Origin of the sequence: Pseudomonas sp. SO81, from assembly GCF_030374125.1 — a bacterium.
In the GTDB taxonomy this organism is placed as follows: Bacteria; Pseudomonadota; Gammaproteobacteria; order Pseudomonadales; family Pseudomonadaceae; genus Aquipseudomonas.
In genome coordinates this window covers 3,325,527-3,346,855 of sequence record NZ_CP126126.1, presented here as the reverse complement: position 1 = coordinate 3,346,855, position 21,329 = coordinate 3,325,527, and the positions used below count along the sequence as shown (strand labels likewise).

Here is a 21,329-nt window from a genome sequence, read left to right as displayed (position 1 = left end):
GACTTCTCCCGCCCCGTCGCTCACTTCCAGTCCTCGCGCAGGCGGGTCAGCCCCTCCTGGCAGGACGAGGCGACCAGCTGGCCGGCGCGATTGAAGATGCTGGCGCGGGCAAAGCCGCGGGCATTGCCGGCCCAGGGGCTGTCCATGGCGTACAGAAGCCAGTCGTCCATGCGCAGGTCGCCGTGGAACCACAGGGCGTGGTCGAGGCTGGCCACCTGCATGAACTTCTGGAACACCGACACGCCGTGGGGCTGCATCGAGGTGGTCAGCAGGTTGAAGTCGCTGGCATAGGCCAGCAACAGCTTGTGCAGCTGCGGCTCGGCCGGAAGCGGACCGGCGGCGCGGAACCACACGTACTTCACCGGATCGCAGGGCTGCGGGGCGAAGGGGTTGATGCGGGTCACCGGGCGGATCTCGATCGGCTTGTCGCTGGTCATCCGCTCGCGCATGCGCTCGGGGATCAGGTGCGCCACCTGGCGCGCCAGGTCGGTCTCCGACGGCAGGCCCTCGGGGCCGGGCACGGCGGGCATCTGCAGCTGGTGGTGGAAACCTTCCTCGTCGGCCTGGAACGAGGCGCTGCAGGTGAAGATCGGCTGGCCCTTCTGGATCGCCGTGACCCGGCGGGTGCTGAAGCTGCCGCCGTCACGCACGCGGTCGACGCTGTAGACCACGGGCAACGCGGCATCGCCGGGACGCAGGAAGTAGCCGTGCAGCGAGTGCACGTGGCGCGCCTCCTCCACCGTCTGGTTGGCCGCCGACACGCACTGGCCGAGCACCTGGCCGCCGAACAGCTGACGGAAGCCCAGGTCCTGGCTGCGCCCACGGAACAGGTTTTCCTCGATCTGCTCCATGCTCAGCAGGGACACCAGATCATCCAGCACTTGGCTCATACATCGCTCCTCGGCGGCACACGTAATTCAGGATAGGCCGGCGCGCTGGAGAGTCTCGCGTCCCACACGGCGCGGCCAATGGTGAAATGGTAAAGGCTTTGCCAGCGGCTGTCGGCCAGTTCCAGCAATTCGTGTACCTGATCGTCGAAGAAGCAGCCGATGCCGGTGCCGGACAGCCCCGCTGCCTCGGCCTCCAGGTACAGCAGTTGGCCGATCTGCCCGCACTCCCAGAACAGCCGCGGATAGCGCCACGGCCCCTCGGCCAGCGCCGCGTCGAAGCGCGCCAACATGGCCAGGGCCACACAGCCATCGCTGGCGATGTCCTGGCCGCAGGAGAGGAAGCAGGCCAGGCCGCGGGCATCCCCCTCCAGCAGGCGGTACAGCGGCAGCTCCTGATGCACCCGTTGCCAGACGAAGTCCGCGCGCAGCCCCTCCGGCTGCGACTGGCCATCGCAACGGGCCAGCCAGTACAGCCCGGGCTGCAGGCCCTGCACGCGGTGGACGAACAGCAGCAGATCGACCCGCGCCGGCTCGCAGCTCAGCGCGAAAGGCACCGGCGAGTGCTGCGGCAGCAGGCGGCGCAGCCAGGCGAACAGCAGCTCGGCCTGGATACCGCTGCGCCCGTCGAAGGCCTGGGCACTGCGCCGTCGGTGCAGGATCGGCCGCAGTGGCAGGCCGGGATTTTCGTTGCCGTTGTGACCACTCGGCGCCAGCCAGCTCAAGCCCGGCAGGGCCGGCGCCCGACAGAGCCCATGCACCCGCGCCAGTTCCGGCCACTCGCGGTACTGGCGCGACAGGCGATTGGGCGTACCGCTCAGCTCTAACGCCGCGAGGCTGCATAGCAATGTTTCGGGCAGGGCGAACTCCTGTGCCTGCGCCGGGCCGATCCACAGCAGGCAGTCGCTATGCTCGGCCTCGTGGAAACCGTCGCGATCCAGCCCCAGCAGGCCATCCAGGCGCGCCTCGGCGACGCCGCGGAGCAAGCTCACCTGCCAACCCTGAATCGCGGCGGCGATGCTCAGGCAGGCCAGCGCATGCCCCAGGTCATGCTGGCAGTAGCGGTAGGCGCGCTCGCCGTACTTCCAGGACTCGCGCCAGGGAATGCTGGCCAGCCCCAGCAGGAAGCCACCGGCCGGCAGCGCGACCTGCAGCTGCTCGCCCAGCGGCGCCGGCAGCTCGGCGCGCACTTCCAGGCCGTGCGCATCCGGCGCGTAGTGCACCAGCAGCCCGGCCGCCTCGACGCTGCCCGGCGGCAGCAGCAGATAGGCCTCGGTCGGGTGCAGATTGCCGGACGAGGGATTGACCCGCAGCGCCCAGCGATTGCCGCCAGACTCCTTCCAGGCGGACAGCGCCAGGCTGTCGTACAGCAGCTGCGAGAGGCTGGTGCGGCTCAGCGGCGCCGGCGCGCCAGTCGGCCCGGCGAACGGCGCGTCGTAACCCGGCGTCTCCTCCAGCGGGCGCTGCCACAGCTCGATCAGACGAGCACCGGCGTAGCGACGGAAAGGTGCCGGCTGGGTCGCCCAGTCGAGCTGACCGGGGCCCGGCGCATAGGCGTTCGGCGCGTGCTTGCTCAGCGCGTGATAGGCGCGCACCCGCTGCTCAGCGTCCATGCCAGCCCTCCCGCTGGATGCGATAGAGCCAATGAGGGCGCAGCGGATGGCCGGCCGGCAAGCAGGGGTGTTCGAAGTCATCGGCCGGATCGCGGCGCATGCCCAGGCGCTCCATCACACTCCAAGAGCGCAGGTTGGCCGGCACGGTAAAGGCCACTACCTCAGGCAACGCCAAATCCTCGAAGGCGAACCGCAGCGCACGCCGCGCCGCCTCCAGCGCATAGCCCTGGCCCCAGTAGGGCCGAGCCAGACGCCAGCCGGTCTCCACCGCCGGCACGAACGGCGCGGCGAAACCGACCCGCGCCAGCCCGGCAAAGCCGATCACTCCGCCAGTGTCACGACGCTCTAGCGCCCAGAAGGTGAAGCCATGCTCAGTCTGGTGTGCCATCAGCTTGTCGAGCAGCTCGGCGCTGCCTGCGCGGTCCAGCACGCCGGGGAAATGCGCCATCACCTCGGGGTCGGCGCATAGCTGCGCCAGGGCGTCGAGATCATCATCGCGCCAGGGCCGCAGCATCAGGCGCTCGCTGGTCAGGGTCGTGGTCATATACTGGGCTCGCCTAGTTTTTCAAATGGCTGCGAGAGTTCCCCATTATGCTGCCGCTGGTCTACCACGACGACTACAGCCCGCCCTTCCCGGCCAACCACCGCTTCCCCATGGAGAAGTTTCGCCTGCTGCGCGACCACCTGGTGGACAGCGGCCTGGTGCGCGACGAAGAGCTGCATCGTCCGCAGATCTGCCCGCCGGAGATTCTCGCCCTGGCCCACTGCCCGGACTATATCGAGCGCTTCGCCAGCGGCGAGCTGACCTATCAGGAGCAACGCCGCCTGGGCCTGCCTTGGAGCGAGCCGCTGGCCCGGCGCACCGTGCGCGCGGTGGGCGGCTCGCTGCTGGCGGCCGATCTGGCCCTCGAACACGGCATGGCCTGCCACCTGGCCGGCGGCACCCACCATGCGCACTTCGCCGAGGCCTCCGGCTTCTGCATCTTCAACGACCTGGCGGTGATGGCCCGCTACCTGCTGGAGAGCGGCCGTGTCGGCCGGGTGCTGATCTACGACTGCGACGTGCACCAGGGCGACGGCACCGCGCGGCTACTGGAAAACGTGCCGGACGCCATCACCGTATCGCTGCACTGCGAGAAGAACTTCCCGGCGCGCAAGGCCAGAAGCGACTGGGATATCGGCCTGCCCATAGGCATGGGCGACACCGAATACCTCAAGGTGGTGCACGACAGCCTGGGCTACCTGCTGGCCCTGTACCAGCCGGATATCGTGCTCTACGACGGCGGCGTGGACGTGCACCAGGACGACCGCCTCGGCTATCTGCAGCTGACCGACGCCGGCATCGCCGCCCGTGACGAGGCGGTGTTCCGCCACTGCCTGGAGCGCGATATCCCGGTGGTCGGGGTGATCGGCGGCGGCTACGACCAGGACCGCGCCCTGCTCGCCCGCCGCCACGGCATCCTGCATCACAGCGCCGCGCGGGTGTGGCGCGCGGCGGGGCTGCGCTGACTACCCGACACGCCCTCACCCCGACCCTCTCCCGGAGGGAGAGGGTGTTACTAGCATGCAGGGGTTGTGCGGGTCCCCTCTCCCCTTGGGTTTACCCCGCCAGCACCTTATCCAGTGCCTGTTCCAGCGTGGCCACTGTGCGCTCGACATTACCCAGCTTGTCCAGGCCGAACAGGCCGAGACGGAAGGTCTGGAAGTCCGCCGGCTCGTCGCACTGCAGCGGCACGCCGGCGGCGATCTGCAGGCCCTGGGCGGCGAACTTGCTGCCGTTCTTGATCTGCGCATCATCGGTGTAGCAGACCACCACGCCAGGCGCCTCGAAGCCTTCCGCCGCCACACTCTTGAAGCCCTTGCCGGCCAGCAGCGCACGCACACGCCGGCCCAGCTCGCGCTGCTGCTCGCAGACCTTGGCGAAGCCCTTGGCCTCGGCCTCCTTCATCGCATCGCGGAAGCGCGCCAGGGCGTCGCTGGGCATGGTCGCGTGGTAGGCGTGACCACCCTGTTCGTAGGCCTGCATGATCTGCAGCCACTTCTTCAGGTCGCAGGCAAAGCTGCTGCTCTGGGTCGCCTCGACGCGGGCCTGGGCGGCCGCGCTGAGCATCACCAGGGCGCAGCAGGGCGAGGCGCTCCAGCCTTTCTGCGGCGCACTGATCAGCACGTCGACACCGCAGGCCTGCATGTCCACCCAGAGGGTGCCGGAGGCGATGCAGTCGAGCACGAACAGACCGCCCACCGCATGCACGGCATCGGCCACGGCGCGCAGGTAGTCGTCGGGCAGGATCATCCCCGAGGAAGTCTCCACATGGGGCGCGAACACCACCTGCGGTTTCTCCTGGGCGATGGTCGCCAGCACCTCGGCCAGCGGCGCCGGCGCATAGGCGGCCTGGCTGCCCTCGCTGACCGGGCGCGCCTTAAGCACGGTGGAAGCGGCAGGGATCTGGCCCATCTCGAAGATCTGCGTCCAGCGATAGCTGAACCAGCCATTGCGGATCACCAGGGTCTTCTGCCCAGTGGCCAGCTGGCGCGCCACCGCCTCCATGCCGAAGGTGCCGCTGCCGGGCACCACGGCCACGGCATGGGCGTTGTAGACGCGCTTCAGGGTGCTCGAAATATCCCGCATCACGCCCTGGAAGGATTGCGACATATGGTTGAGGGAGCGGTCGGTGTAGACCACCGAATATTCGAGCAGACCCTCGGGATCGACACTGGGGTAGAGGCCGGACATGACACTCACTCTCGCTGGGATTGATGCCCAGACCCTGCCCGAAGCCCGCGCAGATGACAAGGCTGGCGACCGATGGCTCGGGTAGAATGCCGCCTCTCGCCGCACATTCCCGACTCAAACCATGACCGACTCTGCCACTCGCTCCGCACCCTGCGTCGCCGTTATCGGCGGCGGCCCCGCCGGCCTGATGGCCGCCGAGGTACTGGCCGCGGGTGGCACGCGGGTCGAGCTGTTCGACGCCATGCCCTCGGTCGGACGCAAGTTCCTCCTGGCCGGGGTCGGCGGCATGAACATCACCCACTCGGAAGCCAAGGCGCCGTTCCTCGCCCGCTACCGCGAGCGTGAACGGGAGATCGCCACGCTGCTGGCGGACTTCGACGCCGAGGCCCTGCGCGAGTGGATTCATGGCCTGGGCATCGACACCTTCGTCGGCACCTCGGGAAGGGTGTTCCCCACCGATATGAAGGCCGCACCGCTGCTGCGCGCCTGGCTAAAGCGCCTGCGCGAGGCCAGCGTGGCGATCCATACCCGTAGCCGCTGGCTGGGCTGGGACGAGAGCGGCGCGCTGCGTATCGCCACAGCGGATGGTGAGCGCCTGGTTGCAGCCGATGCCTGCGTGCTGGCCCTGGGTGGCGGCAGCTGGGCGCGGCTGGGCTCGGACGGTGCCTGGGTGCCGCTGCTGGAGCAACGCGGGGTCGAGGTCTCTCCGCTGCGCCCGGCCAATAGCGGCTTCGAGGTGGCCGGCTGGAGCGAGCACCTGCGCGGCAAGTTCGCCGGCGCGCCGCTGAAGAACGTGACCCTGGCGCTGGACGGCAAGGAGCCGCGGCGCGGCGAATTCGTCCTCACCGAACACGGTATCGAAGGCAGCCTGGTCTATGCGCTGTCCGCCGCCATCCGCCAGCGCATCGAGCAGCATGGCCGCGCACGGGTCCACCTGGATCTGCAGCCGGACCGCAGCATCGACAAGGTCGAGGCGCTGCTGAGCAAACCACGCGGTTCGGCGTCGATGGCCAAGCACCTGCACCGCCAGCTCGGCCTGGATGGCGCCAAGGCCGCACTGCTGCGCGAGCTGACCAGCGCCGAAGACTTCGCCGACATGCGCCGCCTGGCAAAGGCAATAAAGGCGCTGCCGATCGAACTGCTGCGCACTCGCCCACTGGACGAGGCCATCTCCAGCGCCGGCGGGGTGACCTTCGCGGCGCTCGACCAGAACCTAATGCTGCGCGCCCTACCCGGCACCTTCTGCGCCGGCGAGATGCTCGACTGGGAGGCACCCACCGGCGGCTACCTGCTTACCGCATGCTTTGCCAGCGGCCGCGCCGCCGGGTTGGGCGCACTGGAGTGGTTGCGACGGCGGTAGCCCAGATGTCACCCGGGATACGGACGACATTCCCTCTCCCATTTATGGGAGAGGGTTAGGGAGAGGGCGCTTATGGTTATCACCCTCTCCCCCGCCCCCTCTCCCGCAAGCGGGAGAGGGGAGCACAGGCATCTCGCGCGCCTCACCCCACCGCCGGCAGCGGCTCTTCCAGCGGCGTCACCGTCACCCGCACCTCCGGATCGTGGCTGCCGCCGCCGAGGATCACTCCGCGCAGCGGCGACACGTCGGCGAAGTCGCGACCCCAGCCGAGGGTGATGTGCTCCAGAGCCGGCAGCAGGTTGTTGGTCGGGTCGAAGTCCACCCAGCCCTGGCGCGGGCAGTACACCGAGACCCAGGCGTGCGAGGCGTCGGCGCCGATCAGCCGGGGCTGGCCGGGCGGCGGCTGGGTCAGCAGGTAGCCGCTGACATAGCGCGCCGCCAGGCCCCGGGAACGCAGGCAGGCGAGCATCAGGTGGGCGAAGTCCTGGCACACGCCGCGGCGCTCCTCCAGCACCTGCAGCAGCGGGGTCGCCACCTGGGTGGCGGCGGCATCGAAGGTGAATTCCTTGAAGATCTTCTGCATCAGTGCGCGCACCGCCAGCAACAGCGGCCGGCCAGGAGCGAAGCAGTCGGCGCCGAACGCGGCGAAGGCCTGCTTGAGGTGCACGTAGGGCGACTGGAAGCGGTAGCGCGCCGCCTCCAGCAGCTCGGCGGACAATGGCTGGCCGGAGTAGCGCAGCGCGGCGGCCACCTCCTCCCAGGCCGGCGAATCCTCCAGCGCCAGCCCCTCGCGGGCCAGCACCTCGACGCGCAGGCAGGCGATCACCCGCAGCTCGTCGTGGGGCCGTTCGAAGGCCAGGCGGGTCAGCGGATTACCGAACAGGTCGAGGCCGTCCTGGCGCCGGGTCGGTTGTGGAGTAATGGTCAGGTGTCGTTCATGGCACAGCTGCCGGGTGCAATCGCGCGGCCACAGGTGGGCCAGCTGCTGGGCCAGGGAGACCGGCGCCGAGTAGCGGTAGTGGGTGTCGTGCAGAACCTGGTAGTGGGCGCGCTTCATGACGACAGTGTCCCGCGGCTGGCGTCCACGTGCACGAAGAAGCGCAGGGCCAGCTGGTCGGAGACCTCGCCGGAGGCCTCGCCGATCTGCAGCAGCAGGTCGGCCAGGCCGCCGAGCACCGCGCGCACGCCGGAGGTACCGAACAACGGGCTCTCCAGGCTGCTCAGGCGGAAGCTGGCGAGCTTGCTGGCCAGCTCGCCCAGGCGATTGCCGGCGACGAAGCCGAAGCCTTCCTCGAGACGCTCCAGCGAGCGCAGCAGCTGCCGCAGCTGGAACAGCACGGCGTGGGGGTTCTGCTCGTCGAGCAGGAGCAGGTCGAGCACCGGGATCAGCTGGGCGCTGGCCAGGTAGCGGGTGCGATAGGTGATGCTGCTGTTGCCCAGTTCCAGCAGCCACTCCAGCGCCGACTGGTCGTGCACCGCGTGGCTGCGCAGGAAGCCGGCGACGCTCTCGCAGAGGAACTGCAGGCGCTCCACGCAACGGCCGAGCATGAGGAAGCGCCAGCCGTCGTCGCGGGTCATGTCGTCGAGGGCGAAGCCGGCCAGGGCCGCCAGCGACATCAGCAGGCGGTTGAGGAAATCCAGCAGGTCGCCGAAGTCGGCGCCCTCGCGCTCCAGGCCCTGGGCCTCGCGCTGCAGTTCGACCAGCGCCTGCCAGTTGGCCTGGGACAGCTTGCCGCGCACGCTGCCGGCGGCCCACTGCAGGCGCTGCAGGTTGGCGCGCAGGCTGGTCGGCCAGTCGGCGCCGAGCAGGGCCTCGAACAGGCGCTGCTCCAGGCTGCCGCTGCCGGCATCCGGCAGCAGACCGAGGCTCTCGCCCAGGGACAGCGCGGCCTGCAGGGCCTGCGGGTCGTCGTCATCGTCGACGTAGCGGGCCAGCATGATGCGCAGCAGGCGCGCGCTGTCTTCGCAACGCTCGCCGTAGCGGCCGAACCAGAACAGGTTCTCCACCACCCGCGACGGCAGGTAGGGATCGCTGCGTACCAGGTCGGCCACGCCGAGCGGACGCAGCCATTGCCAGGGTTCGCCGCCGGGATGGCGCTCGCCGAGCACCCAGGTGTCCTTGCTCGCGCCGCCGCGCTGCATCGATACCACCTCGGCGTCGGCATCGGCGGCGACGCGGGTCAGACCACCGGGCAGCACGCGGTAGCCGTCGGCGCTGGCCACCGCGTACACGCGCATGCCGATGGCGCGCGGCACCACGCCGCCCTCCTCGGCCAGCCACACCGGCGCCTGCGACAGCTGGGCCCGCGCCTGCGCCACGTAGGCATAGGGGCGCGCCTGGATGCGCTCGGCCAGGGCGGCGCGCTGGGCCTCGTCGAGGTCGCGACCGAACTGGGCGACGAAGCTCTGCGAGGGAAAGCTCGGCCGTACCAGCAGCTCGTCGAGCTTGCCCAGCGCCTCTTCCAGTACCGGATCCTCGCCGCACCACCAGCTGGCGATGGAGGGCAGCAGCAGCTCCTCGCCCAGCCACTTCTCCGCGATGGCCGGCAGGAAACCAGGCAGCCCGGGCGACTCCAGCACGCCGCTGCCGAGGGCGTTGGCCACCAGCACGTTGCCTTGGCGCACCGCCTCCAGCAGGCCGGGCACGCCGAGGGCGGAGTCGGTGCGCAGCTCCAGCGGGTCGCAATAGTCGTCGTCCAGGCGGCGCAGCACGGCATGCACCCGGCGCAGGCCGGCCAGGGTCTTGAGGTAGAGCTTGGCATCGCGCACGGTCAGGTCGCTGCCTTCCACCAGCGGGTAGCCAAGCTGGCGCGCCAGGTACAGGTGCTCGAAATAGCTCTCGTTGAAGCGCCCCGGCGTGAGCAGCACCACCAGCGGCGTCTCGCCGGCTGCCGGGGCCTGGCGTGCCAGGGTGTCCTGCAGGGTGCGGAAGAAGCCGGCCAGGTACTGCACGCGCAGATCGCGGTACAGCTCGGGGAAGGCGCGCGAGAGGATCTGCCGGTTCTCCAGCGCATAGCCGGCACCGGAGGGCGCCTGGGTGCGGTCGGCGGTGACCCACCAGCGGCCGTCCGGCGCTCGCGCCAGGTCCACCGCATACAGGTGCAGGAAGGTGCCGCCCGGCGGCCGGATGCCCTGGCAGGGCCAGAGGAAGTTGTCGTGGCCGAACACCAGCTCGGTCGGCAGCAGGCCTTCGGCGAGCAACTGCTGTGGGCCGTACAGGTCAGCCAAGACGGCGTTGAGCAGGCCGGCGCGCTGGGCCACACCGGCGGCGATCTGCTGCCACTCCTCAGCGGGAATCAGGTTGGGCAGCAGGTCCAGCTCCCAGGGGCGGTCGGCGCCGTCCGGATCGGCGTAGACGTTGTAGGTCACGCCGTTTTCCTGGATCTGCCGCGCCAGCAAGGCCTGGCGCTGCTGCAGCTGGGCCGGGGTGCTGCGCTGCAGCTGGTCGAACAGACGGCGCCAGTGCGGGCGCACCTGGCCCTGGGCGTCGAGCAGCTCGTGGTAGGCCGCGTCGGCGCGCGGGTAGTCGGCAAGCAGATCAGGCATGCAAGTCTCGCAAGGCGCCCTGGCGCCGGGCATCAGCTCCGGCGCAGGTCCAGGGTCATGGGCAGTTCATTATTGTTGATGGCAGCGACCACTGTCAGTTCGCCCGGACTGTGGCCGTGGCGGAAGAAGCGCGCCAGGCGCCGGCTCTCGGCGGCGTAGGCATTGACCGGCAGGGCCTCAAAGTTGCGCCCGCCAGGGTGGGCCACGTGGTATTGGCAGCCACCCAGGGAACGCTGCATCCAGGTATCCACCAGGTCGAACACCAGCGGCGCGTGCACGCCGATGGTCGGTTGCAGGCAACTGGCCGGCTGCCAGGCGCGGTAGCGCACTCCGCCGACGAACTCGCCGACCTTGCCGGTCGGTCGCAGCGGCACCGGCACGCCGTTGCAGGTGAGCAGGTAACGGTCCGGCGCCATGCCGTTCAGTTTCACCTGCACCCGCTCCAGCGAGGAATCCACGTAGCGCACGGTGCCACCGACTGCCCCCTCCTCGCCCAGCACGTGCCAGGGCTCCAGGGCCTGGCGCAGCTCCAGGTCGATGCCCTTCACCGCATAGTCGCCGATGCGCGGGAAGCGGAACTCCAGGTGTGGGGCGAACCATTCGGCGCGCAGCGGATAGCCGGCGGCGTTGAGCTCGAAGATCACGTCGGCGAAGTCCTGCTCGATGAAGTGTGGCAGCAGGAAGCGATCGTGCAGTTCGGTGCCCCAGCGCGCCAGCCGGGCCGGGCGATAGGGCTCGCTCCAGAAGCGCGCGACCAGGGCGCGCAGCAGCACCTGCTGGGCCAGGCTCATGCGCGCGTGCGGCGGCATCTCGAAGGCGCGCAGCTCGAGCAGGCCGAGGCGGCCGCTGCTGGAGTCCGGCGAGTACAGCTTGTCGATACAGAACTCGGCGCGGTGGGTGTTGCCGGTGACATCCACCAGCAGGTTGCGCAGCAGGCGGTCGACCAGCCAGGGCGGGCAATCCTGGCCCGGTTCGGGCATCTGCGCGAAGGCGATCTCCAGCTCGTACAGCGCGTCGTTGCGCGCCTCGTCAACCCGTGGCGCCTGCGAGGTGGGGCCGATAAACAGGCCGCTGAACAGGTAGGACAGCGAGGGGTGGTTGTGCCAGTAGCCGATCAGGCTGCGCAGCAGGTCCGGCCGACGCAGGAAGGGCGAGTCGCCGGGCGTGGCGCCGCCGAGGACGAAGTGATTGCCACCACCGGTGCCGGTGTGGCGGCCGTCGAGCATGAACTTCTCGCTGGAGAGCCGGCACTGGCGTGCGGCCTCGTAGAGAAACTCGGTGCGTTCGACCAGTTCGTCCCAGGTCGCGGCCGGGTGGATGTTCACCTCGATCACGCCCGGGTCCGGGGTGACGCGGAAGTGGGTCAGGCGCGGGTCGGCCGGCGGCTCGTAGCCCTCCAGCAGCACCGGGCAGCGCAGGTCGCGGGCAGTGGCCTCGATGGCGGCGACCAGCTCCAGGTAATCCTCCAACCGGCTCAAGGGAGGCATGAACAGGTACAGGCGGCCATCGCGCGGCTCAGCGCACAGAGCGGTGCGCACCACGCCGGAAGCCGACTCGAAGGGCGCCGGCGCCGCGGCAGTCTCGCCCTCGCCACGCCGCTGCGGGTGCAGCGGCGTGCGCAACTGCTGCTGGATGCTCTGCCGGCTGGGCAGCGGCTGGAACTGCTGGTGCGGGTCCTGCGGCGAGACGTAGGGGTAATCCAGTTCGCCGACCCAGGACTGCGAGTCCAGCGGCAGGCGATAGCCCAGCGGCGAGTCGCCGGGGATCAGCCGGCAGTGTTCGTCGCGCAGGAACCAGGGGCCGGTCAGCCAGGCGTCGTCACCGGCGCTGCGCATCAGCGGCAGCACATGGCCAACCACATCACCCAAGCCGCGGCAGAACACCTTGCGCAGGCGCTCGCGCTCCAGCGGATCACTCAGGCGCGCGTCGTCCGGGCTGACGTTGGCCGGCAGGCGACGTTCGCGCCACAGGTAATAGAGCCAGTCCTCGTAGGCCGGGAATACATGCTCGGCGTCCAGGCCCAGATGCCCGGCTAGCGTGGCGAGGAAGCGCGCCGCCAGGCGTGCATCGGCGCCGTAGTAGCGGCTCTCGTCGGCGTACAGCGCCGGGTCCTGCCAGATCGGCTGGCCGTCCTTGCGCCAGAAGCAGTTGAGCGACCAGCGCGGCAACTGCTCACCCGGGTACCACTTGCCCTGGCCGAAGTGCACCAGGGCCTGCGGCGCATAGTGCTCACGCAGGCGGTGGAACAGCTCGGCGGCCAGGCGGCGCTTGTTCGGCCCCATGGCCGCGGTGTTCCACTCGGCATCGTCCGGGTAGTCGAGGGCGATGAAGGTCGGCTCGCCGCCCATGGTCAGGCGCACGTCGCCATAGTCCAGTTCGGCATCGACCTGGCGGCCGAGGGCGAGGATCTCCTGCCACTGCTCCTCGCTATAGGGCTTGGTGACCCGCGGCGCCTCCCAGATGCGTTCGACGCGCATGTCGTGGTCGAACTCGCACTCGCATTCGTCGAGCACCCCGGAAATCGGCGCCGCCGCCGACGGCTCGGGACTGCAGGCCAGCGGCACGTGGCCCTCGCCGGCAAACAGGCCGGAGGTGGGATCGAGACCGATCCAGCCGGCACCGGGCAGGTACACCTCGCACCAGGCGTGCAGGTCGGTGAAGTCCTGCTCGGCGCCGCTGGGACCGTCGAGGGATTTGACGTCGGCGGTGAGCTGGATCAGGTAGCCGGAGACAAAGCGCGCCGCCAGGCCCAGATGGCGCAGCAGTTGCACCAGCAGCCAGGCCGAGTCGCGGCACGAGCCGGAGGCCAGCTCCAGGGTTTCCTCGGGCGTCTGCACGCCCGGCTCCAGGCGGATCAGGTAGCGGATGTCATCCGCCAGGCGCTGGTTCAGCGCCACCAGGAAGTCGACGCTGGGGGTGGGCGTACGGTCGACGCCGGCCAGGTACTTGGCGAACAGCGGACCGCCGCGATTGGCCACCAGGTAAGACGCCAGCTCGCGCTGCTCGGCGCCGCTGTAGGCGAAGGGAATTCGCTCGGCATGCGGCTCGAGGAAGAAGTCGAAGGGGTTGAACACCGCCATCTCGGCGACCAGGTCGACGGTGACCTTGAGCTGCTCTGTCTTCTCCGGGAACACCAGGCGCGCCAGGTAGTTGCCCTGGGGGTCCTGCTGCCAGTTGACGAAGTGCTCGCCCGGCTCGACCTGTAGCGCATAGGAGAGGATGCGCGTGCGGCTGTGCGGCGCAGGGCGCAGGCGCACGACCTGCGGGCCGAGGTTGATCGGGCGGTCGTAGCGGTAATGCGTGACATGCTGCAGTGCGACATGGATCGACACGGCGTGCCTCCTGCGAGCCAGGGCGATACCTGGGCCGCGCAAGAGTTATGCCAGTGGCTTTTCCGCGGTTTCGGGGGCTGTGCGGGGCAGACCGGCACCACAAGGGGGCAGGCGCGCCGGACGGAAGGAGACGGCGCACAGAAAAGGCGCCAGGCTCCCCTGGGAGAGGGCCGGGGCGGCCCGCGTAGGGTGAGGGGCTTACAGGCCACGCTGAGCCGCCTAGGGCGGCCCTCACCCCAACCCTCTCCCAAAGGGAGAGGGGGCGAAGCGCCGTTAGCGCGGGGCCACCGGGCGCTTGCCCGGCTTCTTGCTGGCAGGCTTGCCGGCGCCGGATTTCTCCGCCTTACGGCGGGCCTCGGCGGCGGCCTTGGCCTGTTCGCGCTTGTCCCAGGCCTTGCTGCCGTCGCTGCCGCGCGGTGGCAGGCCGGTGTGCTGGGTGAGGATGCGGCCGACCGTCTTGCCCTTGTCGCCGCCGTTGCCGGCGACCTTCTTGCTGCCGGCCGGGGTCGAGTTCTTGCGCCGGGCGCTCTGGTACTCGTCGGTCTGCGGCTGGTAGGTCGGGATCAGGTGGTGCTTGCCGTTGCCGATCAGGTCGCTGCGGCCCATGCGTTCCAGCGCCTCGCGCAGCATCGGCCAGCCCTTGGGGTCGTGGTAGCGCAGGAAGGCCTTGTGCAGGCGGCGCTGCTGCTCGCTCTTGACGATGGTCACGCCGTCGCTCTTGTAGGTGACCTTGCGCAGCGGGTTCTTGCCCGAGTGGTACATGGCCGTGGCCGACGCCATCGGCGACGGGTAGAAGGCCTGCACCTGGTCGGCGCGGAAGTCGTTGCGCTTGAGCCACAGGGCGAGGTTCATCATGTCCTCGTCGGTGGTGCCCGGGTGCGCCGCGATAAAGTACGGGATCAGATACTGCTCCTTGCCCGCTTCCTTCGAGTACTTCTCGAACATGCGCTTGAACTTGTCGTAGCTGCCGATGCCCGGCTTCATCATCTGATTCAGCGGGCCTTCCTCGGTATGCTCCGGGGCGATTTTCAGGTAGCCACCGACGTGGTGGGTGACCAGCTCCTTGACGTACTCCGGCGACTCCACGGCGAGGTCATAGCGCAGGCCGGAGGCGATCAGGATCTTCTTCACGCCCGGCAGGGCGCGGGCCTTGCGGTACAGCTCGATCAGCGAGCTGTGGTCGGTATTCAGGTTCGGGCAGATGCCGGGGAACACGCAGGACGGCTTGCGGCAGGCGGATTCGATTTCCGGGCTCTTGCAGGCGATGCGATACATGTTGGCGGTCGGCCCGCCGAGGTCGGAGACCACGCCGGTGAAGCCCGGCACCTTGTCACGCATCTCCTCGATCTCGCGGATGATCGACTCGTGCGAGCGGTTCTGGATGATGCGGCCCTCGTGCTCGGTGATCGAGCAGAAGGTGCAGCCGCCGAAGCAGCCACGCATGATGTTGACCGAGAAGCGGATCATCTCGTAGGCCGGGATCTTCGCCTTGCCATAGGCCGGGTGCGGCACGCGCGCATAGGGCATGCCGAACACGTAGTCCATTTCCTCGGTGGTCATCGGGATGGGTGGCGGGTTGAACCACACATCCACCTCGCCGTGCTTCTGCACCAGGGCGCGGGCGTTGCCGGGGTTGGTCTCCAGGTGCAGCACGCGGTTGGCGTGGGCGTAGAGCACCGGGTCGTTGCGCACCTTCTCGAAGGACGGCAGGCGGATCACCGTCTTGGCACGGGTCATCTTCGGGCTGGGCAGCAGCTCGACGACCTTGGCCTCGTTGGGATCTTCCTGAGGGCCCTTCTCCTGCTCGATGGCGCAGGCGGCGGTGTCCTGGGTGTTGACGTAGGGGTTGATGATCTTGTCGATCTTGCCCGGGCGGTCGATGCGGGTGGAGTCCACCTCGTACCAGCCCTCCGGGGTGTCGCGGCGGATGAAGGCGGTGCCGCGCACGTCAGTGATGTTCTCGACCGCCTCGCCGAAGGCCAGGCGCTGGGCGATCTCGACCACTGCGCGCTCGGCGTTGCCATACAGCAGGATGTCGGCGGTGGCGTCCATCAGGATGGAGCGGCGCACCTTGTCCTGCCAGTAGTCGTAGTGGGCGATGCGGCGCAGCGAGGCCTCGATGCCGCCGAGGATCACCGGGGTCTGGCTGTAGGCCTCCTTGCAGCGCTGGCTGTACACCAGGCTGGCGCGATCCGGGCGGGCGCCGGCCAGGCCGCCGGGGGTGTAGGCGTCATCCGAGCGGATCTTCTTGTCCGCGGTGTAGCGGTTGATCATCGAGTCCATGTTGCCCGCCGCCACGCCGAAGAACAGGTTCGGCTGGCCGAGCTTCATGAAGTCGTCCTTCGAGCGCCAGTTCGGCTGGGCGATGATGCCCACGCGGAAGCCCTGGGACTCGAGCAGGCGGCCGATGATGGCCATGCCGAAGGACGGGTGATCGACGTAGGCATCACCGGTGACGATGATGATGTCGCAGCTGTCCCAGCCGAGCTGATCCATCTCTTCCCGGCTCATCGGCAGGAAGGGTGCGGGACCAAAGCACTCGGCCCAGTACTTGGGATAGTCGAACAGCGGCTTGGCGAGTTGCATGTTTTTTGATCAACCGGGCTTTCACGGGGGCGCGGAATATAGCACAAAAAACATACAGAATCCGACCAGAACGCTCAGTTGCTCACGCGCAGCCATGCTGTCAATTTGTGATCACGGTCACTTCCATGGCTATACTCGGGCCTGGTTGCAAAACGCCAGCCCGACCCCCGGAACAAGGAGTCCCCCGGTGCGACGCTCGATCCCGCATGCGCTGCTATTGATGTTGTGCCTGAGCCTGCTCGGCGGGCGCCTGCACGCCGCCGTACAGCTGCAGGCGAATAGCAGCGGGCAGCAGCTGAACGGGCAGATCATGCTGCTGGAGGATGTCGGCGGCCAACTGGACATCGCCGACATGGCCGACCCCGCCGTGCAGCAGCGCTTCGTGCCGGCCAAGGGCCGCGCCAGCGTCGGGCAGAACCCCAATCCCTGGTGGATCAAGCTGGAGCTGCAGCGCGGCGCCGACGCCCCGGCGCGCTGGTGGCTGGAGATCGGCGCGGTGACCCAGCTCGACCTGCAGCTGTATACGCCCGATGGCAAGGGTGGCTGGAACCAGCGCCAGGTTGGCGAGCGGGTCAGCTTCGCCGAGGGCCGCGACCATGATTACCGGCGCCCGCTGCTGCAGCTGCCGGAGCTGGGCGAGACGCCGCAGACCTTCTACCTGCGCAGCTTCGACCCGGCCGGTAACTCCTTCCCGCTGCGGGTCTGGCAGCTGGACGACCTGAATCACCTGGCCAGCCAGGAAAACCTCGGCCTGGGCCTGATCTATGGGATCATCGCCGCCCTGCTGCTGTACAACCTGTTCATCTTCTTCACCCTGCGCGACACCGCCTACTTCTGGTACGTGCTGACCACCGCCGGCGCCCTGCTGCTGATCGTCAGCATGAGCGGCCACGGCTTCCAATACCTGTGGCCGGACGCGCCGGTGCCGTTCTGGCTGGACCGCATCACCCTGCCCTCGCTGTGGGGCTTCTGCGCCTGCCGCTTCACCCAGACCCTGCTGCAGACACGCATCCATGTGCGCTGGGCCCACCACCTGCTGAGCCTGGCCTGCGCCTGCTACGTGATCGCCATCGCCATGGAGGCCTTCGGCCTGCGCGGCGCCTCGGCCTGGCTGATCGCCCTGCTGTCGCTGACCAGCATTCCCGCGGCGCTCGGCTCGGCGATGATCCGTTGGCGCCAGGGCTACCTCCCCGCCCTGCTCTATCTGTTCGGCTACGGCCTGATCCTCGGCAGCATCAGCCTGGCGCTGATGCGCTCCACCGGCCTGGTGCAGCCGGCTACCTGGAACGCCTATGTGTTCCCGCTGGCGGTAGCGGCTGAATCGATCCTGTTCTCCTTCGCCCTGGCCTACCGCATCCAGACGCTCAAGCAGGAGAAGGCCGAGGCCCTGCTGCAGGCCGACCGCGAGAAAACCGCACGCCTGGCGCAGATGCAGGCCAGCGCCGACGAACTGCAGGAAGCGGTGCGCCTGCGCACCGTGGAGCTGGCCCAGGCCAACCAGCAGCTGTGCGAGCGCGAGCAGCGCCTGCAGCATGCCGCCTTCCACGACCCGCTGACCGAGCTGCCGAACCGCCGCTACCTGATCGAGCGCGCCGAAGTGGCGCTGGCCGATGCTCAGCGGCGCGGCGAATCGGTGGCGCTGATGCTGGTCGACCTGGATCACTTCAAGCCGATCAACGACCGCTATGGCCACGACGCCGGCGACCTGATGCTACGCACCATCGGCCATCGCCTGCGCGAACACGTGCGGGCCAACGACATGGTGGCGCGCCTGGGTGGCGACGAGTTCGCCGTGCTAGTGTGCGGCCCGGATGCCCAACAGCACGCCCAGGAGATCGCGACGCGCCTGCTCGCCGAGCTGTCGCGGCCGGTACTCTACGGCGCCAACCGCCTGGTGGTGACCATCAGCATCGGCGCCGCGCTCTATCCGCAGCACGCGCTGCAGTTCACCGGCCTGTACAAGTCGGCCGACGAGGCCATGTACCGGGCCAAGCAGCGCGGCCGCTCGGGCTTCGTGCTGCAGGGCTGCGACGGCGAGCTGAGCCCGCAGACCTGCCTGATGCTGGACGTGCTCAAGGTGCCCAGCGGGCTGAGCTGAGTTCGATCAGGCCTTGTAGCGCCGCGGCACGCGCGCGGTGACCTTGGTCAGCAGCTCGTAGCCGATGGTGCCGGCGGCCTGGGCCACCTCGTCCACCGCCAGACCGGCGCCCCACAGCTCCACCGCTTCGCCTACCACCGCCTCGGGCAGGTCGGTCAGGTCGACCATGAGCATATCCATCGACACCCGCCCGGCCAGCGGCACGCGGTGCCCGCGGATCAGCACCGGGGTGCCGCTCGGTGCATGACGCGGGTAGCCATCGGCATAGCCGCAACTCACCGTGCCGATACGCGACGCACGCCCGGCGACCCAGCCGGCGCCATAGCCGACGCTCTCACCCACGGCCACCTCGCGCACGGCGATCAGCTGGGCGTTCAGGCTCATGACCGGCTGCAGGCCCAGCTCAGTGGCGGACAGGTCGGCGAACGGCGTGGCGCCGTAGAGCATGATGCCGGGGCGGATCCAGTCCATGTGCGATGCCGGGATCATCAGCAGCGCGGCCGAATTGGCCAGGCTGCGCTGGTCGAAATCCAGATCGAGCAGGTCGAGGAAGCATTCGAGCTGCACCTCGGTCAGCGAGTGGCCGCGCTCGTCGGCACAGGCGAAGTGGCTGAGCAGGTTCAGCTCGGCCACCTGCGCTGCCGCGCGCAGGCGTGGGAACTGCTGGCGCACGACATCGGCGCAGAGGCCCAGGCGATGCATGCCGGAATCGAGCTTGAGCCAGATGTTCAGGGGCCGCGACAGGCTGGCGGCGAGCAGCGCCTCGATTTGCTCGACGCCCTGCAGCACCAGGTCCAGCCCTAGATGGGCGGCCATCGGCAGCTCGTCGACGCCGAAGCAGCCCTCCAGCAGCAGGATGCGCGCGGTGCCGTGCATGGCGCGGACCTCGGCGGCCTCCTCCAGGCTGGCCACGGCGAAACCGTCGGCCTCGTCATGCAGGGCGCTGACCACCTCGCGCACGCCATGCCCGTAGGCATTCGCCTTGACCACCGCAAACGCCTGGCGACCCGGCGCGCAGCGCTTGGCCAGGGCGTAGTTGTGGCGAATGGCGGCCAGATCGATGGTGGCGACGAGGGGGCGCATGAACGACTTCCGGAAATAAAACGGGCGCCCATCTTAACCGCTGGGCGCCCGTTTTCATTGAGCAGGATCAGCTCCGAGGAGGGTCAATCTTCCTCGAAGTTGTACAGCCCCGGCGCCAGGTTGTCGAAGCGCGTGTACTTGCCGATGAACGCCAGGCGGCAGGTACCGATGGGGCCGTTACGCTGCTTGCCGATGATGATCTCGGCCACGCCCTTGTACTCGGTCTCCGGGTGATACACCTCGTCGCGGTAGACGAACATGATGATGTCGGCGTCCTGCTCGATCGCTCCCGATTCACGCAGGTCGGAGTTGACCGGGCGCTTGTTGGGGCGCTGCTCCAGGGAGCGGTTGAGCTGCGACAGGGCGATCACCGGGCAGTTGAATTCCTTGGCCAGGGCCTTGAGCGAGCGCGAGATCTCGGAGATCTCGTTGGTACGGTTGTCGCCGCTTGATCCCGGGATGCGCATCAGTTGCAGGTAGTCGACCATAATCATGGCGATCTCGCCGTGCTCGCGGGCCAGGCGGCGTGCGCGGGCGCGCATCTCGGTCGGTGAAATCCCCGCCGTATCGTCGATAAACAGCTTGCGCTCATTGAGCAGGTTGACCGCCGAGGTCAGGCGCGGCCAATCGTCGTCGTCCAGCTTGCCGGAACGCACCTTGGTCTGGTCGATGCGGCCGAGGGACGAGAGCATACGCATCACGATCGAGTCGCTGGGCATCTCCAGGGAGAACACCAGCACCACCTTGTCGGTACGCAGCACGGCATTCTCCACCAGGTTCATGGCGAAGGTGGTCTTACCCATGGACGGACGACCGGCGACGATCACCAAGTCGGCAGGCTGCAGGCCGCTGGTCATGCCGTCCAGGTCGGTGAAGCCGGTGGAGATGCCGGTCAGGCCTTCGTTGGTGTTGAACAGCTCGTCGATGCGGTCGATGGTCTTGACCAGGATCTCGTTGATCCCCACCGGGCCGCCGGCCTTGGGCCGCGCCTCGGCGATCTGGAAGATCTGCCGCTCGGCCTCGTCCAGCACCTCCACGGCGCTCTTGCCCTGGGGCGCGTAGGCCATATCGGCGATGTCGTTGCTGATGCCGATCAGCTGGCGCAGGGTGGCGCGCTCGCGGATGATCTGCGCATAGGCCTTGATGTTGGCCACCGATGGCGTGTTCTTGGCCAGCTCGCCCAGGTAGGCCAGGCCGCCGACCTGGCTCAGGTGGCCTTCCTTGTCCAGCTGCTCGGACAGGGTCACCACGTCGAACGGCGAGTTGCGCTCGGCCAGGGTGACCACGGCGCGGAAGATCAGGCGGTGGTCATGCCGGTAGAAGTCGCCATCCGACACCGCGTCGGAGACCCGCTCCCAGGCATTGTTGTCGAGCATCAGGCCGCCCAGCACGGCCTGTTCGGCCTCGATGGAGTGCGGCGGCACCTTGAGGGCCGCGGTTTCCAGGTCGTACTGCTGGGGGACGCTGATGTCGTTCATGGCACCTGTGATTCCATACGCTCAGAGGCCTTGGCGAAACCGTGCGGCTTGGCCAAGGGCTCTAGAAAAAACAACGGGCACGCACCGCAAAGCGATGAGTGCCCGATTGTCTGCAGGCCCGCACCTTCGTGCAAGCCCGCTGGGTCGCTTGCCTTAGGCAGCTACCACGATCACCTTGACGGTGGCTTCCACGTCGGTGTGCAGGTGCACAGCTACGTCGAACTCGCCGACCTGGCGGATGGTGCCGTTCGGCAGACGAACTTCGGCCTTGGACACTGCAACGCCAGAGGCGGTCAGGGCTTCGGCGATGTCGTGGGTACCGATGGAACCGAACAGCTTGCCTTCGTCACCGGCCACGGCAGTGATGGTGACTTCCAGCTCGGCCAACTGAGCAGCGCGAGCTTCGGCGGAAGCCTTCTTCTCGGCAGCGGCTTTTTCCAGCTCGGCGCGACGAGCTTCGAACGCAGCAACGTTCTCGGCGGTAGCGGCGGTAGCCTTGCCCTGCGGCAGCAGGTAGTTACGGCCGTAACCGGCCTTGACGTTGACCTTGTCGCCCAGGTTGCCCAGGTTGGCGATTTTTTCCAGCAGGATAACTTCCATTTGGGTCTTACC

General features: G+C 68.5%; 14 protein-coding genes. 3 read left to right on the top strand and 11 right to left on the bottom strand.

Annotation, left to right across the window (positions count from 1 at the left end; genetic code table 11):
• Positions 1-20: 20 nt before the first annotated feature.
• Genes tesB through OH686_RS15605 form a run of 3 tightly spaced genes read right to left on the bottom strand, consistent with a single transcriptional unit; the run spans position 21 to position 3,044 of the window.
• Positions 21-890 (bottom strand): acyl-CoA thioesterase II, encoded by an 870-nt coding sequence (gene tesB / locus OH686_RS15615; protein WP_289533754.1) that lies wholly within the window; start codon positions 888-890, stop codon positions 21-23.
• Positions 887-2,500, bottom strand: coding sequence for a SagB/ThcOx family dehydrogenase (locus tag OH686_RS15610; RefSeq protein ID WP_289533753.1), 1,614 nt, complete (start codon positions 2,498-2,500; stop codon positions 887-889). Before OH686_RS15610 ends, tesB begins: the two co-directional genes overlap by 4 nt.
• Positions 2,490-3,044: a GNAT family N-acetyltransferase gene (locus OH686_RS15605; RefSeq protein ID WP_289533752.1), complete on the bottom strand. Its 555-nt coding sequence runs from the start codon at positions 3,042-3,044 to the stop codon at positions 2,490-2,492. Before OH686_RS15605 ends, OH686_RS15610 begins: the two co-directional genes overlap by 11 nt.
• 44 nt (positions 3,045-3,088) lie before the next feature.
• On the opposite strand from OH686_RS15605, the gene OH686_RS15600 reads away from it, so the two are divergent.
• Positions 3,089-4,009 (top strand): histone deacetylase family protein, encoded by a 921-nt coding sequence (locus OH686_RS15600; RefSeq protein WP_289538998.1) that lies wholly within the window; start codon positions 3,089-3,091, stop codon positions 4,007-4,009.
• Positions 4,010-4,100: 91 nt separating this feature from the next.
• On the opposite strand, the gene OH686_RS15595 is transcribed toward OH686_RS15600, so the two are convergent.
• Positions 4,101-5,234 carry an aminotransferase class V-fold PLP-dependent enzyme gene (locus OH686_RS15595; RefSeq protein ID WP_289533750.1) on the bottom strand — a complete coding sequence of 378 codons (1,134 nt, stop codon included), beginning with the start codon at positions 5,232-5,234 and terminating at the stop codon, positions 4,101-4,103.
• A gap of 121 nt (positions 5,235-5,355) precedes the next feature.
• Between OH686_RS15595 and OH686_RS15590 the strand changes: the two genes are divergently transcribed.
• On the top strand, positions 5,356-6,594 hold the full coding sequence (locus tag OH686_RS15590) for a TIGR03862 family flavoprotein (RefSeq protein WP_289533748.1): 1,239 nt from the start codon (positions 5,356-5,358) through the stop codon (positions 6,592-6,594).
• Between the two features lie 142 nt (positions 6,595-6,736).
• Here the strand turns inward: OH686_RS15590 and OH686_RS15585 are convergent, their stop codons facing one another.
• The 4 genes from OH686_RS15585 to OH686_RS15570 form a co-directional block, all read right to left on the bottom strand.
• Positions 6,737-7,651, bottom strand: a complete 915-nt coding sequence (locus OH686_RS15585; protein WP_289533747.1) for a transglutaminase family protein — start codon at positions 7,649-7,651, stop codon at positions 6,737-6,739.
• On the bottom strand, positions 7,648-10,140 hold the full coding sequence (locus OH686_RS15580) for a circularly permuted type 2 ATP-grasp protein (RefSeq protein ID WP_289533746.1): 2,493 nt from the start codon (positions 10,138-10,140) through the stop codon (positions 7,648-7,650). The genes OH686_RS15585 and OH686_RS15580 overlap by 4 nt, the downstream gene beginning before the upstream one ends.
• A 32-nt stretch (positions 10,141-10,172) precedes the next feature.
• Positions 10,173-13,472, bottom strand: coding sequence for a transglutaminase family protein (locus OH686_RS15575; protein WP_289533745.1), 3,300 nt, complete (start codon positions 13,470-13,472; stop codon positions 10,173-10,175).
• 273 nt (positions 13,473-13,745) lie between these two features.
• Positions 13,746-16,058, bottom strand: coding sequence for a YgiQ family radical SAM protein (locus OH686_RS15570; RefSeq protein WP_289533742.1), 2,313 nt, complete (start codon positions 16,056-16,058; stop codon positions 13,746-13,748).
• Positions 16,059-16,278: 220 nt separating this feature from the next.
• Here OH686_RS15570 and OH686_RS15565 point away from each other — a divergent pair, with 220 nt between their 5' ends.
• Positions 16,279-18,156, top strand: coding sequence for a diguanylate cyclase (locus OH686_RS15565; protein WP_289538996.1), 1,878 nt, complete (start codon positions 16,279-16,281; stop codon positions 18,154-18,156).
• Positions 18,157-18,162: 6 nt separating this feature from the next.
• On the opposite strand, the gene alr is transcribed toward OH686_RS15565, so the two are convergent.
• From alr to rplI, 3 genes are all read right to left on the bottom strand, one after another.
• Positions 18,163-19,239, bottom strand: a complete 1,077-nt coding sequence (alr, locus tag OH686_RS15560) for an alanine racemase (protein WP_289533741.1) — start codon at positions 19,237-19,239, stop codon at positions 18,163-18,165.
• A gap of 83 nt (positions 19,240-19,322) precedes the next feature.
• Positions 19,323-20,717: a replicative DNA helicase gene (gene dnaB / locus OH686_RS15555; RefSeq protein ID WP_289533740.1), complete on the bottom strand. Its 1,395-nt coding sequence runs from the start codon at positions 20,715-20,717 to the stop codon at positions 19,323-19,325.
• A 153-nt stretch (positions 20,718-20,870) separates the two neighbouring features.
• Positions 20,871-21,317 carry a 50S ribosomal protein L9 gene (gene rplI / locus OH686_RS15550; protein ID WP_289533739.1) on the bottom strand — a complete coding sequence of 149 codons (447 nt, stop codon included), beginning with the start codon at positions 21,315-21,317 and terminating at the stop codon, positions 20,871-20,873.
• Positions 21,318-21,329: the final 12 nt, after the last annotated feature.

Coding starts and splice junctions, on each gene's coding strand:
- tesB (WP_289533754.1), bottom strand. CDS start 890: ATGAGCCAAGTGCTGGATGATCTGGTGTCCCTGCTGAGCATGGAGCAG.
- OH686_RS15610 (WP_289533753.1), bottom strand. CDS start 2,500: ATGGACGCTGAGCAGCGGGTGCGCGCCTATCACGCGCTGAGCAAGCAC.
- OH686_RS15605 (WP_289533752.1), bottom strand. CDS start 3,044: ATGACCACGACCCTGACCAGCGAGCGCCTGATGCTGCGGCCCTGGCGC.
- OH686_RS15595 (WP_289533750.1), bottom strand. CDS start 5,234: ATGTCCGGCCTCTACCCCAGTGTCGATCCCGAGGGTCTGCTCGAATAT.
- OH686_RS15590 (WP_289533748.1), top strand. CDS start 5,356: ATGACCGACTCTGCCACTCGCTCCGCACCCTGCGTCGCCGTTATCGGC.
- OH686_RS15585 (WP_289533747.1), bottom strand. CDS start 7,651: ATGAAGCGCGCCCACTACCAGGTTCTGCACGACACCCACTACCGCTAC.
- OH686_RS15580 (WP_289533746.1), bottom strand. CDS start 10,140: ATGCCTGATCTGCTTGCCGACTACCCGCGCGCCGACGCGGCCTACCAC.
- OH686_RS15570 (WP_289533742.1), bottom strand. CDS start 16,058: ATGCAACTCGCCAAGCCGCTGTTCGACTATCCCAAGTACTGGGCCGAG.
- OH686_RS15565 (WP_289538996.1), top strand. CDS start 16,279: ATGTTGTGCCTGAGCCTGCTCGGCGGGCGCCTGCACGCCGCCGTACAG.
- alr (WP_289533741.1), bottom strand. CDS start 19,239: ATGCGCCCCCTCGTCGCCACCATCGATCTGGCCGCCATTCGCCACAAC.
- dnaB (WP_289533740.1), bottom strand. CDS start 20,717: ATGAACGACATCAGCGTCCCCCAGCAGTACGACCTGGAAACCGCGGCC.
- rplI (WP_289533739.1), bottom strand. CDS start 21,317: ATGGAAGTTATCCTGCTGGAAAAAATCGCCAACCTGGGCAACCTGGGC.